We start from the raw sequence: 17218 nt of genomic DNA, 5'->3' as shown, positions 1-17218 counted from the left end.
GCCGGCGCCATCACCCCGGTTCCCGGCGGCGTCGGCCCGATGACCATCGCCTGCCTGCTGGCCAACACGCTAACCGCCTGCTGCCGCGCAAACGGCCTGACGGAGCCAGAAGGCCTGACTGCCTGAGTTAGACAGGGACCGGAACAATGGTGCCCTGCAGGGCCGCCACATGTGTTTCCGTTCCGTCGCTGATGGCATAGACGTCAGCCGCCACAACAATCAGCCGTCGGCCGGGTTTCAACACCCGGCCGATTGCTTTCAGCCGGTCACCCCGCCCCGGAGCAAGCATGTTGATCTTGATTTCTGCGGTCACAACTTCGTGATCCGGAGGCGCGCAAGTCAAAGCGGCGTATCCGGCGGCCGTATCCCCAAGGGCAAAGCTGAGCGCCGCATGAGCATGGCCTTGTTGTTGTGCAAATTCAGGGACAATCGGGGCAGAAATCTCGACCCGGCCTTTTTCGATGCCGTCCAATTGCGCGTTGAGGGTGGTCATCATCCCCTGTTCCGCAAAACTCTCACTTATTCGTGTTTTCATATTTGTGGTGCTCAACCTCTGGTATTGTCTTGGCTGGTCCGATACAAACAAACCCCTAAAATGCCACTTAACATCACTCTGGGGATTTGAGGTCGTCCAGCGTCCGAAGTAAACAAACAGCGTAGTAATTGCTCAAGTTCTCGTAGTTCATGATTTCCAAATTCAAAAAATTATTGGCGGAACACAACCTTTTGGTTCTGGGGCCGATATTGGTTTTTCTGACGCTTCTCGCCGCGCAGGCCAAACCGTTCGGGGCCGAGGGCGTCTCGTTTCCGGGGCGGTTCCTGTTCTGGTCGGCAGTCATGACAGTGGGCGCGGTTATCGCCCATTTCAGCGCCAGATGCGTGCACCGCTACGCGGAAACTCACAGGCAGATCGTGCGCGACGTGGCCACGGTTGTTCTGGTGACGGCCCTGTTCACTCCGGTTCTATGGGCGCTGATCTGGCTGACAGCGCTGCCCGAGACACAGGATGTGCCTGATCTGACAACGATGCTGCAATACGGTACGATCTTTGCCAGCGGTCTGTTGGTACTGCGGCGCAGTTTCCCAGGGTTGGAACCTCAATCCCAGCAAGAAGAAGAGCAGGCGATTCAACCGCGTCTGTATCGTCGCCTGCCCGATGGGTTCGAGGGGCCGGTGCTGCGGCTCACGGTGCGTGACCACAGCGTTGACGTGGTCACGATGGACGAGACGATCACCATCCGATCGCGATTTGTCGATGCCATCGACGAGATGGAACCCATCATCGGTTATTGCACCCATCGGTCGCATTGGGTCACGCGCGATGCCATCGAAAGCGTCGAGCGGACCGGTGGGCGTATTCACATACGTCTTATCAACGGCGATCAGGTGCCGGTGAGTCGCAATTACAAGCCCAAACTGGAAGAGGCGGGGATCGTTTAAACGCTACCGTGGCATGGGCAGCAGGCAAGGGGTTGGACCGATCAGAATGGCCTGTGCCTTGGGTCCCATCAAATCACACAGCGGCGCGTCTTCGCTGCGCAAACCACCTGTATAGGTGCCATAGGCAGGCTGGATGATCCGCGTGTCATCCATCAGAAATGCAGGCCGGGTCACCGTCCGACCGCGCATCCTGATCCGCGCCTTGGGGTGATAGTGGCCTGACACTTCGCCATGTGCATCAGGTTCGGTGATGTGCCGAAATGTAAGGCCGCTCACGACCAGCTCAGCCACGTGGCTGCCCCCCATTTCGATCGGCCCGGGATCATGGTTGCCCTCGATCCAGAACCACTGCCGCCCGGCTTGCAGCTTGGCGATCCACAACCGGTGCTCTTCGTCCAGCGCCTGGGCCGCGGCAGTGTCGTCAAAACTGTCGCCAAGGCAGATCACCGTCTCGGCCCCGGTGCGATCCAGATCGCCTGACAGGCGCGTCAGTGTATCTTGCGTCTCATACGGCGGTAGCGTGCCGCGCCCCAGCCGTGCAAAGCGTTCGGATTTCCCCAGATGCAGATCCGAGACGGACAACAGGCGCTTGTCCGGCCACCACAACGCCCCGCTTTCAAGCGCAGTCAGGGGCGTATCGCGAAAGGTGAAATTCAAGCTGTTCATGAAACGTTCTTTGCGCGGATTTCGGGTCAGTGCAAGGGGGATCTGAGCTTAACCCACCTGCGCGAGACCCGAGGTTTCCATCAACCGAGCGCTTTCTTCCTGCAGCAGTTTCTCCTCCGCCGACCCTTTGACCGGCACCTTACCAACTTCCAACAGCAAGGGGGCGGCCAAGGGCGACACCCGCTCCAGCCGCTTGAGGTCGATGTGCGTGCCCACGCGCGCAATCATCTCTTCGATCCGACCAAAGTCCACCAGCCCGCGCATCGCCTCGTCCCGCGTGATCTGCATCAGCAGGTGGTCGGGGTCGTATTTCAGCAGCGTATCGTACAAGATATCCGACGAGAACGTCGCCTGCCGCCCGCTTTTGCGGGCCGAGGGCGTGTTGCGTTCAATCAGCCCGGCGATGGTGGCGCAGCCCCGAAACGTCCGCTTCATCACGGCGTTCCCGGCCAGCCAGGTGTCCAGCCCGTTGCGCAGGGCGTCGATCTGAAAAAGAGGCGCAGGGTCGCTGAGCGGATCCAGACCCCAAATCAGTGTGGCGTAATCCGTGGCCACAAACCCCAGGGGATGCAGCCCCAACTCCTCCATCCGCTTGGTGACCAACAGGCCCAGGGTCTGTTGCGCGTTGCGCCCGGAAAAGCCGTAGATGCAGGTATGTTCACGCCCATCATGCTGAAAGCTCTCGATCAGCAATCGGCCCCGCTGTGGCAGGGTGGAAACATGCCGCTGCAGTGCCAGCCACTCGGCCGTGTGCTTGGGCAACTGGGGCCAATCATCTTGTGCGAACATGTCCAGGATGCGATTGCTCAGCTGGGTAGAGGTGGCGAATTTCGTCCCCGAAAAGGTGGCGATCTTCGGTTTCTTGGCGGCATTGCGCGACACCTCCACTGTCATCTCGCGCAACCCCTCATAGCGCACGATCTGGCCCCCGATCAGAAAGGTGTCACCGGAGGTGAGTGACGCGGCAAAAGCTTCCTCGACTTCACCCAATGGCTTGCCACCCCGGCTGCGCCTCAGGCGAACCTTGAGCGTGTCGGTGTCCTGAATGGTGCCCATGTTCATGCGGATGCGCGCGGCGGCACGCGGGTCCCGCAACTGCCACTGTCCATCCGGGCGCTGCATCAGGCGTTGCCACCGGTCATAGGCGCGCAGCGCATAACCACCTGTGGCGCAAAACTCGAGGCAGGCGTCGAATGCCTCTCGGCTGAGCCCGGCGTAGGGGCCGGCGGATGACATCTCGGCGTAAAGGTCGTCGGCCACAAACGGCCCGGCTGCCGCGGCGACAAGGATGTGCTGGCAAAGCACGTCACGGGGGCCGTCGCCGCGTGGATCACCGTCCAGAGCGTGGGCTTTGACGGCCTCAAGCGCTGCCACGCATTCCACCACTTCGAACCGGTTGGCAGGCACCAGCAGGGCTTTCGAGGGCGCATTGTACTGGTGATTGGCGCGTCCGATGCGTTGCACCAGGCGTTTGACGTTCTTGGGCGCGCCGATCTGGATCACCAGATCCACATCGCCCCAATCAATGCCCAGATCCAAAGAGCCGGTGCAGACGATGGCGCGCAGATCACCGCGCACCATGGCAGCCTCGACCCGCTCGCGCTGTTGTCGATCCAGCGATCCGTGATGAATGCCGATGGGCAGCGCCTCGTCATTGGCGAGCCACAGGTTATGAAAGAAGATCTCGGCCTGCGCGCGGGTGTTGTGAAAGATGAGCGTGGTCTTGTGAGCCTTGATCTGCTCCATCACCGCCGGGATCGCATAGGCCGCACCACCCCCGGCCCAGGGAGGCATCTCTTCGGTGTCCAGCATGCCGATGTCCGGATCGGGACCAGGGTCTGCCATCAGGATGTCGCAGGTGTCCGGGTGACGGGCGAGGAACCGCGCAATGGCCTGCGGGTCTTCGACCGTGGCCGACAGACCCACGCGCCGCAGATCGGGGCAGAGCGTTTGCAGTCGCGCCAACGCCAGCATCAACTGATCCCCGCGCTTGCTTTCGGCCAACGCGTGGATTTCATCGACGATCACCCGCTGCAGGCCTGCAAACATCTGCGGAGCGTCCTCATAAGACGTCAGCAAGGCCAGGCTTTCGGGCGTCGTCAGCAGGATATGTGGTGGATCGGCGCGTTGGCGTTTCTTTTGTGTGGCCGAGGTGTCGCCGGTCCGATCCTCGATCCGAATGGGCAGGCCGATCTCATCCACTGGCGTGCGCAGGTTGCGTCTTATGTCCGCCGCCAGTGCTTTGAGCGGCGAGACATAAAGCGTATGCAAACCCTCATGTTCCCCCTGTGCCAGCTCTGCCAGAGTGGGCAGGAACCCGGCCATCGTCTTGCCCCCGCCGGTCGGCGCAATCAGCAGGGTCGCAGGGTCACGGGACCTGTCGAGCATTGCGCTTTGATGCGGGTGGATAGACCATCCGCGCGCGGTGAACCAATCGGCGATCTGAGAGGGGAGGGCGGACATGTCGCGACCCTAACTTGTGGGGCAGCGATGCGGAAGGGGGCTCTGCCTCCGCCGCCCCGCGGGGCTTTCCCCGGTAAGTTCGCGGCAAGAAAAAGAGAGGGGTGTGGGCCCGAATCTGTATTGTATTTTTAGCCGTACGGAGGCAAAAATATCTAACCTATTTTGCGAAATTTCAGCATCGAAGGTGTCCAGATATTTGCGCCGAAAGGCCAGCCAGCCTCTCGGTTCCCGTGGGATTGCTTGAAACACGCAAAGAAAGTACGTGCTATTTCACGATCGTCTCGTCCTTGACGAACATGTTGGCCCAGGCGCGGTCGATCAGTTCGGGCGACATCTGATACGGGATGCCTTCGAATTCGCAGATCGAGATCATCTGATCGATCAGGAACACTGGCTGATAGTTGGCATAGGTATTGTCGATGGTCGGGTATTTAACCTTGAGCAGATGCACCAGTGCGGTTTCGTCCAGCGGGATACCCTTTTTGCGGGCCACCAGGGCAAAGATCTTCAGGAAGTTTTCCTGGTTCGGCCCGTCGATCTTGATCTTGAAGAAGATCCGGCGCAACGCCGCTTGGTCAAAGATCTCGTTGGGGTGGAAGTTGGTTGAAAAGATCACCAGCGTGTCAAACGGCACTTCGAACTTTTCACCCGATTGCAGGCCGAGGATATCCTTGCCTTCTTCAAGCGGGACGATCCAGCGGTTGATCAGCGCCTGGGGCGGTTCTGCCTGACGGCCAAGGTCGTCGACGATGAAGATGCCACCGGTGGATTTCAATTGCAGCGGCGCCTGATACGTGCGCGCGGTGGGGTTATAGACCAGATCGAGCATCGACAGCGACAGCTCGCCCCCGGTGACCACTGTGGGCCGCTCGCATTGCACATAGCGGGAATCGAACCGCTTGCGACGGCGCAGCTGCGTGGGGTTGTCGGCCTCTTGTTCGATGGCGGTGTGCACGATGGGGTCGTAAACGGTGATGACCTGACCTGAATACTCAATAGCGCGGGGGACATAGACCGTATCGCCAAGTGCGTCTCGAATGCCGTTCGAGATCGAGGATTTGCCGTTGCCCGGTGGGCCGTACATCAGGATCGACCGTCCTGCGCTGACCGCCGGCCCCAGATGATCCAGCAGGCTGTCGGGCAGCACCAGATGTCCCATGGCATTGGTCAGCTGCGTGCGCGTGACCTGAATGTTGCGGATCGATTGGCGTTCGACCTGCTCACGGTACACCTCGAGCGGGACGGGCATGGCGCCAAAATACTCTGATTGGCTTAGGGCATCCAGCGCCCGCGCCTTGCCGGCATCGGTCAGCTGATAGCCCATCTCGTTGCCGCTGTTGGCGTTGAGCGTACCCGTAGCCTCCAGCAGTTTTTGATCGCGGGTCAAATCTACCAGCTCTTGGGTCACCGACAGGGGCAGGCAGATGGCCTCGGAAATCTCAGTGGCCATTTCCAGGTTCTTGCGGAACAGGGTCTTGAGCAGAATGTCCCGCATCATGACGATGGGAAGCTGCATGTCACCCAACCCTTTGGGGGCGGGGGGTGCGATCACCGAAGTGGGTTGCATGTTCATGGGCTGGACCTGTCTGTTTCGCGATCAACAATCAGCGGCCAATCTGGCCCAGCAATGTGGCATCACAAGGGCGCAGACAGGGCGCGAAAACGAAAGTGTCAGCTGCCGAACACCGTGCCCAGGATCAGGTAGAGCCCCAATGTGCCGCCGAGTGAGAGCCCCATGGGAAACTCCAACCCCATGGTCCAGCTTTGCCAATTGGGAGCAAGGCGGCGCAGAGCGGTAAACTTGGCGATCTTGTGGGTCGTCCAGGCGGCCAGCAGATTGGCGGCAAAGAGTGCCACCAGAACACGGATGTCACCAGCGGCGATAAAGGGCGCGGCAGCGGCGGCAAATTTTGCATCACCGGCCCCAACGGCGCCGATCATGTTCAACACCATACCCAAGAGCAGAACCACGACCAGTTGCAGAAACTGCCAGACGTACAATGGCAATTCGACCGCAAAGGGGCCGATAAACCCGACGGGCCAGGGATCGGTCAGGGGCAGGGCAAAGGGCCCCACGATCACAAAGACAAAGAACAGGGCCATCACGGCCTTGTTGGTGATCCGCATCTCACGCAGATCCGTCAGCGCCACATAGCAACAGATCGGAAGGACGAAGGGCAGGAACCACCACGCCGCATAGGCAGTCAGTGCCATGGATCAGCTTTCAAGCGCCCGCAGGGACCGGACCGCTTCTTCAAAGTGCTGCGGATGCGTGGCGATGGCTTCGCGCAACAGGCCCTTGCCGGTGCTCACGTCGCCTTGCTTGATGGCCGACAGTGCCATGGTGTGCAACAGTTGCGCGCGCTCCATCTGGTCCATCGGGATGACCGGCAGAGAATAGTTGCGCTGCGCGCCGCGGGCCAGAACAAGGTTGTTCTTGGCGGTAAACAGCGACTGGTCCTGGCGGATGGCATCGCCGAACAGGCGCTCGGCTTCGGCATAATCGCCCCGGGTCAGCTTGGAATAACCCCAGTTGTTCATGACACTGGCAGGCCGGGTCGTCAGGCCAACGGCTGTCTCGTAAAACGTATCGGCGCGAGACCATTCACGGTTGGCGTCGGCCACCATCGCCTCAAGCCGGTAACGTTTGAATGTTTCATGGGTGGGGGGCACGGAATCGAGCAGCTTTTCCGCTCCGTCCCAATCCCCGGTGCGGATCAGCGCATCAGCAAGATCGACCGAGTCATCCGGGCGTGCGCCGTCCATTTTCGACACGCGGGTCCAGGCGGTCACACCTTCTGTATTGCGTTTGGCGCGGATAAGAGATTTGGCCAAGCCTCGCTGCAGATCGATCCTGTCAGGGTTCGATTTGGCGGCGCGTGCAAAATAGTCGACGGCTTCGTTGGGGTCTGCCACCGTCAGCATCACGTCATTCAGATCGGTCTCGTCTACGACGTTCACGTCTTGAAACGCACGCTCGACGGTTTCATCTCCGCTTTCGGAGCACGCCGAAAGCGCCAAGCCACTGGCCAGCATCGCTGGAATCAAGATGAGGTGGCGCATTTTTTGCGTCCTTTACTGCTCTTGCCCTAGTCATGGTGTCTTGCGGATCTGGAACTCGCCCTGTCCCCGCTGCACCAATTTATATTCTTGTTGTTGTCCAGCATTATTATCAGGATTTTCGGATTTTGCGAGTGCAATCCGTAAATTATCCCGAATTGAGTCACTTTGGCCATTGTCCAGAGCATAAGCTTTGCGGAATACTCCGGTGGCCTCGGCCAACTCGCCTTTCTCCATCAGGACGACACCAAGGTTATTCCAGGCTTCAGGCCAATCGGGGGCTTCCTGGACGGCGCGGCGCAGCATCTCTTCGGATTGCCCTAGGCGACCCAGACCCAGGTTGGCCGTGCCCAGACCTGTCAGGATCTCGGTCGTCATGCCTTGATCCAGTGCGGCCCGCGTAAAGGCGTCAAGCGCAAGTTCGTATTCGCCTGCATTCAACAGACGTTGCCCGACCTCGATGCCGCTGACGGCCTCTTTCTTGTGATCCACACCAGGGGGAAAGGGGCCATCTGGTAGCTCATCCAGGTTGGTGGACGTGCAAGAGGCCACCGTCGCCGCTGCAACGATGGCCAGAAATCTTATTTTCATGGGGGTGCCTGTCTTCACACCGTGCCCGTGCCTTTTGTTAGTTGGAGCTCATGTTGCCCAGGTCCATGATACCTTTTGCTGACGGCCCAACAAGGATGATCAGCAGCGGCGGGACCGTGAGCATCATTGTGGCAAGCGTCATTTTGGTTGGCAACTTGTTTGCAGCCTCTTCTGCGCGCATCACGCGTTTGTCACGCATTTCCCCCGCGTAAACCCGCAACGCCTCGGCGATCGAGGTACCAAAGGTCGCAGATTGGATCAGCACAGTCACAAACGACGCGACATCAGACACGCCACAGCGGATCCCCATGTCGCGCAGAACCTTGTCCTTGTCCTTGCCCGCTTTCATCTCATAGGCGACAACTTCGAATTCATCGGCCAGATCAGGATAGGATGCGCGCAGCTCTTTGGCGACGCGGACGATGGATTGGTCCAGCGACTGACCGGCCTCGACACAGACCAGCATCATGTCCAGCGAGTCCGGGAAGCCGGCGGTGATGTTTTCCTTGCGCGTTTCCACGCGACGCGTGATCCAGTAGCGGGGCAGGAAGTAGCCAACGCCACCCGGGCCAAGCACGCGGATCAGCATGGCCTGGCTGTCGAAGTCTTGATCCGCGGCAATGATCGTTACGTAAACGACCCCGCAAATCAGACCAAAGATACCCAAGGCGAACTGGGCAAAGTGGAAGAACCGAACCGCGTCCTTGGATTGATAGCCAGCCTGACGCAGCTTGAGTTGCATTGCGGACAGCTCTTCGGCGTCCTGCGGTTCCAGAAAGGTTGCAAACCGGTCGAGCTGCTCGTTGCGCCCGCCCTGTCGAAGCTGCTCTTTCTTGGGTTTCTTCTGGGTTTTGGGATCAATGTCGCGCTTGAGTTTCTTAAGTGGATCCTCGGGTTGGCTCAGCATCATCGGAACCGTCAAAAGGATCATGAACAGACCCAGGATGCCGACAACGATCAGTGGGCCAAATTCGCCCAGATGCTCGGTCAGAAGGTCATTGATTTGTGTCAGGAACTCCATTTTGCTCCCTCCTTCAGACTTTGATGTTGGTCAGCGTGCGCATGACGAACAGGTTGGCGGTCAACAGAATGCCCACGATGAAGCAAGCGGGGATGAAATACGGGTGATCCATCACGCCGTCATAGTAGGCGGGGTCATTGACCAGGATCACGGCCAGCGCGATCAAAGGGAAGGCGGACAGGAATTTGCCCGACCACTGCGCCTCGGCGGTGATGGCCTTCACACGGCGGAACAGACGGAAGCGTGCCCGGATCACCTTGGCCAGGCCGGCCAGAACCTCGGCCAGGTTACCACCTGACTGCTGTTGGATGGTCACGGCCACAGCCAGAAACCGCAGATCCTGCATGTCGAGCCGTTCGGCCATGTCTTTCAAGGCTTCGCCCACCTCGCGGCCATAGGCGCTTTCATCGGCAATGATGCCAAACTCTGTTGCGATCGGATCATCGGATTCCTTTGCAACGATCTGAATCGCGGATACAAAGGGGTGCCCCACGCGCAGGCTTCGAACCATCAGTTCCACCGCATCGGGCAGTTGCTCTTCGAACAGGGCCATGCGTTTCTTGGCCTTGCCGTTGACCCAAAAATAGACCCCCCCGACACTCATCAGTATCGATGCCCCAACGCGTAGGGGCACTTCGGTCTGGGTTCCGATGCTGAGACCAACAAAAGCAACGCCAGCCAGTCCGATCATGATCATGATCAATTGGCGTGGTGTGAAAGCAATCGCCGCTTTTTGTGCCCGTTCCGCCAAAAGCGAATACAGCGGGATCGACGTTGATTTCATATGCTGCTGCATTTCCTTGCGCAGCTGTTCCAGCACCTGTTCCCGTCCAACGCCCTTGTCCAGCATGTCCAGGCGGCGATTTACCCTGCTGTTAAGGCTGATCGACTTGCCAAAGGCGACCAGATAGATGCCGTTGATCAGCACGATGACGCCCACAAAGATCAGGCCATAGATGATTGGTTCTGCACTCAATTGCATGGCATGTCCCCTTACATGGTCGTCGGTTCATAGATGGACGGCGGCAGGTCATACCCCCACATCCGGAACCGTTCGGAAAAGTGGCTGCGCACTCCGGTGGCGGTGAAGTGACCGATGATCTTGTTGTCTGGCGTCAGGCCAACACGCTGATAGCGAAAGATCTCCTGCATCGAGATCACGTCACCTTCCATCCCCGTAATCTCGGTGATCGAGGTCATGCGACGCGAGCCGTCTTGCAGGCGGCTTGCCTGCACGATCAGGTTCACAGCCGAAGAAATCTGGCTGCGCACCGCCTTGATCGGCATTTCGATCCCGGCCATAGCAATCATGTTTTCCAGACGGCTGACCCCATCGCGAGCCGAGTTGGCGTGGATCGTCGTCATCGATCCGTCGTGGCCAGTGTTCATGGCCTGCAACATGTCGATGACCTCTTCGCCGCGCGTCTCGCCCACGATGATGCGGTCTGGACGCATCCGCAGTGCGTTTTTCAGACAGTCGCGGGGCGAAACCTCGCCCTTGCCTTCGACGTTGGGCGGGCGGCTTTCCATCCGGCCCACATGGGTCTGCTGCAGCTGGAGTTCGGCCGTATCCTCGATCGTCAGGATGCGTTCGGCGTTGTCGATGAAGCTGGACAGTGCGTTGAGCGTTGTGGTCTTACCCGAACCGGTACCGCCCGACACGATCACGTTAAGCCGCGTTGAAACAGCCGCTTGCAGATAAGCTGCCATTTCTTCGGTAAAGGCGCCAAAGTTCACCAGGTCGTCGATGCCCAGCTTGTCCTTTTTGAACTTACGAATGGACACCAACGAGCCATCCACCGCAATCGGTGGCACCATTGCGTTGAAACGCGAGCCATCGGCCAGACGGGCGTCAACATAGGGGTTGGATTCATCGACGCGGCGACCCACGGCGGATACGATCTTGTCGATGATCCGCATCAGGTGCTTTTCATCCTTGAACGTCACATCGCTGATTTCCAGCTTACCGGCACGTTCGACAAAGACCTGTTGCGGGCCGTTGACCAGGATATCGTTGACGGTTTCGTCCTGTAGCAGCGTTTCCAGCGGGCCCAGGCCGGTGACCTCGTCATAGAGATCCTTGTTCAGCGTCGTGCGATCCTCGCGGTTGAGCACGATGCCCTTATTTTCCAGGATTTCGCTGGTAATGGTGCTGATTTCGTTGCGCAGTTCTGCCTCGGCGGCGTGTTCCAGCGCCGAAAGGTTCAGGTTTTCCAAAAGTTCTCGGTGCAGCTCGATCTTGATCTCGCCCATACGCTCTTTGCGTTTGCGATCCTTGTCGCCGGGCGCTGCAGTGGCGGCCTTGCCGGCCATCGGCTTGCGCAAGCTGGCTTGCGCAGGTTTTGGCTGGGGTGCGCTGGGCGCTGCTTCGACCTTTTTGACAGGCTTGGCCGGCTGCACCGGTTCGGCCTTGGCGTTCTTTTTGTATCTCGAAAACATTTCAGTCCCCCAATCTCACTCGTTTACGCGGCCTCGGCGTCGCTGCGACCCAGGTCATGCAAGGATTGCGCGAGTTTCGCGATTTCCTTGCGCAGTGGGTTTTTGACAGCGGACGAGGCCAAAGGCAGACCGTGATCGGCGCCTTGTGTGACCTGCTTGCCGCCGTCGGGCAGTTGCAGGTCGATGGAAATCCCAAGGGATTCGCCCATGCGTTTAACCCTGCTCTTGCCGCTCAGGTCCGTGAACTTGGGCGCCCGGTTCAGGGCAAAGCGCAGCTTGTTGAACGGCAGATCCTCTGATTGCAGTGCGCGTTTCATCCGCAGGGAGTTCTGTGCAGAACGCATGTCCAGTTCGATCAGCGCAAAATAGACATGGGCGGCCTGCAACACAGTTTCCGACCACTGCACCAGTGTCTTGGGCATATCGACAACGACATAGTCGAAATGCGCCCGCGCCATTTCGATCACGCGTTCGATGTCTTCCGGCGTGATGATATCCAGCGGCACCATGTCCGACGGTGCTGTCAGAACCTGAAGCTTGTCCTCAAAACTCAGCAACGCTTGGCCAAAAACCTCTTCGTCCATGCTGTCGGTGTCCGACATCATTTCAAACACGGCCTCGCGGCGCGGCAGGTCCAAATAGGTGGATACCGAGCCGTATTGCAGGTCCAGATCCAGTAGACAAACGCTGGGCGCATTGTCCTTGTCCACGTTGGTCAGTTCCCAGGCCAGGTTCACCGCCATTGTTGTGGCGCCGGTTCCACCCGCCAAGCCGTGCACGACAATCAGCGCGCCCTCTTTCGAGCTGCCGGACTTCAGTTGGGCGGTGTTGTGTTGGCTTTGTTGGGGTTCCGGCTCCGGCGAACTCAACCGGTCGATGGCGGATTGCAGTTCCTGCTCGGGCAGGGGATAGGGAACAAATTCGTCCGCCCCTTTGCGCAACAGTTGGTGAAGCGATGCCGGTGTCACATCTTCAGCTATGAGGATGACTTTGACGCCCCGGGATTTGGCCTGCGTGATGATTTCACCCATCAAAACCAGGTTGTCTTCATCATCGCCGTCAATGGCCAAGGCGATGAACTCGAGTGATTCCGCTTCGCGCTGTCCAAAAAACGCCAGTGCTTCGGCAAATCCCAGGTCGCCCCAGCTTTCGCCAAGCGCGGTTTCCATGTCCTCGATCAAAAGATCGAAATTCTGCACGTCCCGGCTGACCGTACAGGCCAGGATCGGGTTGTGTTCGGGTTGTGGCGCTACACTGCTCATTGCCTTCATCCTCTTTACGGGGCACCTGAGACGAACTTGCCCAGCTCGGTTCAGATGCTGTCGCGCAACCTGAAAACGGTCGCACGTCACCTATTGAAAGCAATGTCGCTGTGAAGTTGGGCGAGATTTGGGCCGAAACAAACCAATTGTAGGGAAATGGGCGACGATACCGCCCAATTCGCTTGGATTGTTACTCTGAGAAGCCGCCCGAGCTCGAGGTCGAGGTCACTTTGGTTGGTGCCTCGGCGCTCTTGACGTAGTCGCGGTAGATTATCTGCGCATATTTTCCATCCAAAACAGTGGGATGGCGGCCGACAAAGCCCGATACCTCGGTCACGGTGCGGCGGTTGCGGCGATCCCGATCAGGGGTGTTCACCAGCGGTTTGGTTTCTCCGAACGAAGCCAGCGCCTCGAGCCGTGAGCGTTTGATGCCCTGGGCTGCAAAAAAGGCAACAACAGCCTGCGCGCGCCGCAATCCCAGGCGCTTGTTGTACGAGGCCGAGCCGACCGCGTCGGTGTGACCGTAAACGCGGAACTTCACTTCGGGAAACTGACGAATGAAATTTGCCTGTTTCAGCAGGGTTTGGCGGGCCGTATCGTCCAAGCTTGCGCTGTCGAAGGCAAAGTTGATCTGAGTGGGCACTTCGCGGGCGAATCTATCCGCCAGGGTCTGGGCGAAGTTGCGTTCGCCGTTCTGCATTTGTGTGTTGTTCAGGGTAGAGTTGCCGAAAGTACCGGAATCAACCTCGTATCCGGCCTCGCGACCACAGGCTGCAACGGCAACCATCAAACCCAGTGAGACAACCCATTTATGCATCGGACCCATCCCTTGTTTAGTCCAGCACGTAGCCGTACGAGCCGCTGAAATCTTGCTTGGCCACTTCCGAGGCCGCCCCGCCACCGGCACGTTCGGTGCGTGCAACCTGGCCATAAAGGAACAAGCCATTCTCGCTTGGCGGTTTTACCCGGTCTGTCGGCAGGGCGAGCGCCTCGCCACGAGTGGGGGTGACCAAATGCGCGGTCACGATGATCACCAGCTCGGTCTGGCTGCGCTGATAGTTGGCGCTGCGGAACAATGCTCCCAGAACCGGTACATCCCCGATCCAGGGCAATTGCGAGTTGTTGTCCAGGAATTCGTCTTCGATCAGGCCGGCAATGGCAAAGCTTTCACCGTCGCGCAGTTCCACCGTGGTCGAAGTTTCGCGCCGTGCAAACGCGGCGATGTTGAATCCGTTCACAACAACGCTGTTGTTGGGGTCAAGCGATGAGACAGCCGCCAGCAGTTCCAGGTTGATCAGATCACCGTCGACTACGCGCGGGATAAAGCTCAACTCGATGCCGAAGGGTTTGTATTCAACTGAAAACAGCCCGTCGCGCTGTGCCACCGGGATCGGATACTCGCCGCCTGCCAGGAACTTTGCCTCTTGGCCCGACAGGGCCGACAGGTTCGGTTCCGCCAGCGTGCGTACAACGCCTTTGCGCTCCAAAGCTTCGATCAGCAGGCGGATCTGCGTCGCGCCTGCGCTGAAACCAAAGAGGATGGCACCAGTGTTCTGATTTGTCGCCGGAATGTTCCCGTTCAGGGCGCCGGTCAGGTTCGGCTGGTTGTTCAGGGTGTTGATACCACCGGTCGCGTCACCGCCGCTGAAGCCCAGCGAGGCACTGAGCGATTTCGAAACCGACCGCTGCATCTCGGCAAAGCGGACCTTGAGCATGACCTGCTGCACGCCACCGACGCTCATCAGGTTCGACACCCGCTCGGGCGCATAGCGTTCGGCTAGATCGAGGGCCCGCTGGAGGCGTTGGGCGCTGGACACCGTACCCGACAGGACGATTCCGTCGTTGGCGGTGCGCACTTCAATTCTTTCACCTGGCAGGATCTGTCCCAGACGTTCCTTGAACTCGGTCACATCTGCCGCCACGCGCACATTCACATTCGTGATCAGGCGGCCGGTGGCATCCAACAGGGTCAGGGTGGTCAGACCGGGCGATTTGCCCAAGACGTAAATCGTGCGATCCGACAGGGATGAAATATCGGCAATTCCGGGATTGGCGATACTGAGTTCCGCAAAGGGTTCGTCGCTTTCGACAACAACTGCGCGGTTCATGGGCACATCCAGCGTTGCCGCCGTGCCCTTCTTCACAACACGCAGATTTTCCGCCTGCGCCATGGATCCGATGATCGGGGTACACGCCAGCGACAGCCCCAGCAGGGCTGCTTTGATCCATCCATCAATCTTCATGTGACCTGCCTCTCCGATCACGCCTCAAACTCGGGTCTTGTTGCCCGCTCTTTGCGCTACTGTGCGCCAGTTCCATTTTTTTTGCAAGAATCAATGGTTTCCGGGGCATTTCTTATGTGTGGTCCAAGCAACAACACAAAAGAGGCCCGCGCAGAAAGCGCGAACCCCTTTTTGGTAACTGTCTGATTTCCCATCAGTTTGTGCAGGGGATCGGAATTTCCATAACCTCGGCACCACGACGGGTGCGAATGGTGCAAACCTTCTCTTCAACCTGTTGCGGAGCAGCTTCGAGCTCGCCCAGTCCCAGCAGCGAGCGCTGGTTCACTTCAATGGCCGATGCGATGGTGTCGTCTTCGGCTCCCACCAGCGACAGCGACAGTCGCCCGGTGGTCTGGGCCTGTGCCAACGCTGCAACCTGCTCGGGTCGCGCCGAGACGGTGACTGTCCGTGCAATGGTGGCCCCGGTCAGATCGCCGCCTGCAATCTGGTCGACGGCAATCAGGTTGATGCCGGCCTGGATCAGGCGGGTAACTTCGCCTCGGGCCCCTTCAACAGTGTCGCCGATGTTGCCGGTCCAATACACGTCGACGCGGTCGCCGGGACGCAGGAATCCGGACACGCCCGAGGACACGTCAACGCGGATCGCAAAGGCCCGCATACCCCGTTGCAGCTGCGAGGTCAGGCCCGCATCTTCGCCAGGGGCGGTGACCTTGATGGCCATGATGGCCTCATCCTTTTCCATGGCGCGCAACACGAACCGATTGTCTTCAGTGTTCTCTGGGAACAATGCGTTCACTTCGGAAAAAGACCCTTCTGGCAAGGCACTTACGGGCCATTTCACCACTCGAACGTCGTCTTTGTTAAGCCGCTCGCCATATCGCAGAGCACGGGTCGCCACAAAGACGTCCTGGGTCGGAACAACCGCTTGTCGTGCTTGGCGTTCTCTTGCCAGCTCATTCTTGTGAGCGGTGATATATTTCTGCGCCATCATCACGGCCCCGCCCGCAAGGGCGACTCCGACGATCAACACCAATCCAAACACTGCACGCATGATTGTACCTCTACTTGCTATTTTCTTCGCGACTTCGAGGTTCAAACCCCCCCTCGACGCAAACACCCATGCTCACAGCTATTGGCCAATTGTGTCACAAAAAGGGACAATAGGGGCCAATTCGATGTTTGTTGATTAGCTTTTGTAACAACTGTAGCTGGGTATGAATTCTGACGTCAGGCCTGGCTGACGTGCCGAAAGCAGCCTTCTGGCTGCGATCGAGCTTGTGGCTCTGTCGAATTTTGACAAGACCTGATTGCGGTCTTCGGCGTCGACGTTTTATTCGCCACCGACGGGGACTGCTACGGTCGAGTTGCTGAGCGAGTTGTTCAGCGCTGACGATACGTCACCAGTGGGGCCATGAAGCGAAGCGATTGTTGCCCCGGCCAAGCCAACGACTGCGGCGCACAACACAACCCAGTCAACGGTAACTGCACCATCTTCATCCCTGAAGATATTCTTTACTCTTTCCCACATGACAATTCCTCTCTGGGCAGCTGTATGAGGAACAAAGGGCCGCGTCTTCGTTAAGACGCGGCCCCTCGAAAACTTTTGGCTCTAAGCCGGAATATTACTCGCCGCCAACAGCAGTTGCCACGGTCGAGTTGGTCAGGGCGTTGTTGACGTCGGTCGACAGAGCGCCTGTACCGCTGTTGATGCCCTGGTAAGCAACGCCAGCCAGTGCAACAACGGCTGCGGTCAGAACGACCCAGTCAACAGTCACGGCACCGTTTTCGTCTTTGCGGAAGTTTTTGATGAACTTGATCATGGTATGTCCCTCCTAAAGGATCACTTAGATTTGGTTGTCTCACCCTCGGTGACCTTCGAACCTGCTCTCTCTCGTTGGCCCGTGTCCGCCGTGGTATGAATGTATGTTTGCCTGTGAGGCGTGGCAGGATTTGGGCCAAAACCGGAATTTTCGTGCCCGAATTTAACTTTTTGCTCAGAATTGACCTAAGGTATTGATTTTGCGTTGGAAAAA

Annotated in this window: 17 protein-coding genes and 1 pseudogene; 2 read left to right on the top strand and 16 right to left on the bottom strand. The window is 58.6% G+C overall.

Annotated features, from left to right (window positions below; all coding sequences use genetic code 11):
• A pseudogene (locus TRM7615_RS19045) lies at positions 1-126 on the top strand (bifunctional methylenetetrahydrofolate dehydrogenase/methenyltetrahydrofolate cyclohydrolase); the annotation flags it as partial.
• Between the two features lies 1 nt (position 127).
• On the opposite strand, the gene TRM7615_RS19040 reads toward TRM7615_RS19045, so the two are convergent.
• Complete coding sequence (locus tag TRM7615_RS19040; protein ID WP_235824143.1) at positions 128-496, bottom strand: PaaI family thioesterase; 369 nt, start codon at positions 494-496, stop codon at positions 128-130.
• A 248-nt stretch (positions 497-744) separates the two neighbouring features.
• Here TRM7615_RS19040 and TRM7615_RS19035 point away from each other — a divergent pair, with 248 nt between their 5' ends.
• Complete coding sequence (locus tag TRM7615_RS19035; protein WP_165821478.1) at positions 745-1440, top strand: LytTR family DNA-binding domain-containing protein; 696 nt, start codon at positions 745-747, stop codon at positions 1438-1440.
• A gap of 3 nt (positions 1441-1443) precedes the next feature.
• Here TRM7615_RS19035 and pdeM read toward each other — a convergent pair whose 3' ends face one another.
• The 15 genes from pdeM to TRM7615_RS18960 all read right to left on the bottom strand — a co-directional run bounded on the left by pdeM (position 1444) and on the right by TRM7615_RS18960 (position 17005).
• Positions 1444-2106: a ligase-associated DNA damage response endonuclease PdeM gene (gene pdeM / locus TRM7615_RS19030; protein ID WP_108790624.1), complete on the bottom strand. Its 663-nt coding sequence runs from the start codon at positions 2104-2106 to the stop codon at positions 1444-1446.
• Between the two features lie 48 nt (positions 2107-2154).
• Entirely contained in the window at positions 2155-4569 is a 2415-nt protein-coding gene (locus tag TRM7615_RS19025; RefSeq protein WP_108790622.1) for a ligase-associated DNA damage response DEXH box helicase, read from the bottom strand.
• A 265-nt stretch (positions 4570-4834) separates the two neighbouring features.
• The gene (locus TRM7615_RS19020; protein WP_108790620.1) at positions 4835-6142 is read right to left on the bottom strand and encodes a DUF8689 domain-containing protein; all 1308 of its coding nucleotides are present in this window, start codon (positions 6140-6142) and stop codon (positions 4835-4837) included.
• A gap of 98 nt (positions 6143-6240) precedes the next feature.
• Positions 6241-6783, bottom strand: a complete 543-nt coding sequence (locus TRM7615_RS19015) for a prepilin peptidase (RefSeq protein ID WP_108790618.1) — start codon at positions 6781-6783, stop codon at positions 6241-6243.
• Positions 6784-6786: 3 nt separating this feature from the next.
• A complete protein-coding gene (locus tag TRM7615_RS19010; RefSeq protein ID WP_108790616.1) occupies positions 6787-7632 on the bottom strand; it encodes a tetratricopeptide repeat protein in 846 nt (281 codons plus the stop codon).
• Positions 7633-7662: 30 nt separating this feature from the next.
• Positions 7663-8220 carry a tetratricopeptide repeat protein gene (locus tag TRM7615_RS19005; RefSeq protein ID WP_108790614.1) on the bottom strand — a complete coding sequence of 186 codons (558 nt, stop codon included), beginning with the start codon at positions 8218-8220 and terminating at the stop codon, positions 7663-7665.
• Positions 8221-8257: 37 nt separating this feature from the next.
• The gene (locus tag TRM7615_RS19000; protein WP_108790612.1) at positions 8258-9241 is read right to left on the bottom strand and encodes a type II secretion system F family protein; all 984 of its coding nucleotides are present in this window, start codon (positions 9239-9241) and stop codon (positions 8258-8260) included.
• 13 nt (positions 9242-9254) lie between these two features.
• The gene (locus tag TRM7615_RS18995; RefSeq protein WP_108790610.1) at positions 9255-10223 is read right to left on the bottom strand and encodes a type II secretion system F family protein; all 969 of its coding nucleotides are present in this window, start codon (positions 10221-10223) and stop codon (positions 9255-9257) included.
• Between the two features lie 11 nt (positions 10224-10234).
• Complete coding sequence (locus tag TRM7615_RS18990) at positions 10235-11680, bottom strand: TadA family conjugal transfer-associated ATPase (RefSeq protein WP_108790608.1); 1446 nt, start codon at positions 11678-11680, stop codon at positions 10235-10237.
• Positions 11681-11703: 23 nt separating this feature from the next.
• On the bottom strand, positions 11704-12942 hold the full coding sequence (locus TRM7615_RS18985) for a CpaE/TadZ family protein (RefSeq protein ID WP_108790606.1): 1239 nt from the start codon (positions 12940-12942) through the stop codon (positions 11704-11706).
• A 190-nt stretch (positions 12943-13132) separates the two neighbouring features.
• On the bottom strand, positions 13133-13759 hold the full coding sequence (locus tag TRM7615_RS18980) for an OmpA family protein (RefSeq protein ID WP_108790666.1): 627 nt from the start codon (positions 13757-13759) through the stop codon (positions 13133-13135).
• A 16-nt stretch (positions 13760-13775) separates the two neighbouring features.
• Positions 13776-15185 carry a type II and III secretion system protein family protein gene (locus TRM7615_RS18975; protein WP_108790604.1) on the bottom strand — a complete coding sequence of 470 codons (1410 nt, stop codon included), beginning with the start codon at positions 15183-15185 and terminating at the stop codon, positions 13776-13778.
• A 193-nt stretch (positions 15186-15378) separates the two neighbouring features.
• The gene (cpaB, locus tag TRM7615_RS18970; RefSeq protein ID WP_108790602.1) at positions 15379-16236 is read right to left on the bottom strand and encodes a Flp pilus assembly protein CpaB; all 858 of its coding nucleotides are present in this window, start codon (positions 16234-16236) and stop codon (positions 15379-15381) included.
• A 279-nt stretch (positions 16237-16515) separates the two neighbouring features.
• On the bottom strand, positions 16516-16713 hold the full coding sequence (locus TRM7615_RS18965) for a hypothetical protein (RefSeq protein WP_108790600.1): 198 nt from the start codon (positions 16711-16713) through the stop codon (positions 16516-16518).
• Positions 16714-16807: 94 nt separating this feature from the next.
• Entirely contained in the window at positions 16808-17005 is a 198-nt protein-coding gene (locus TRM7615_RS18960; protein WP_085796554.1) for a hypothetical protein, read from the bottom strand.
• Positions 17006-17218 lie beyond the last annotated feature (213 nt).

This window comes from Falsiruegeria mediterranea M17 (genome assembly GCF_900302455.1).
Classification (GTDB): Bacteria; Pseudomonadota; Alphaproteobacteria; order Rhodobacterales; family Rhodobacteraceae; genus Falsiruegeria; species Falsiruegeria mediterranea.
This window is presented reverse-complemented; position numbering and strand designations above follow the sequence as displayed.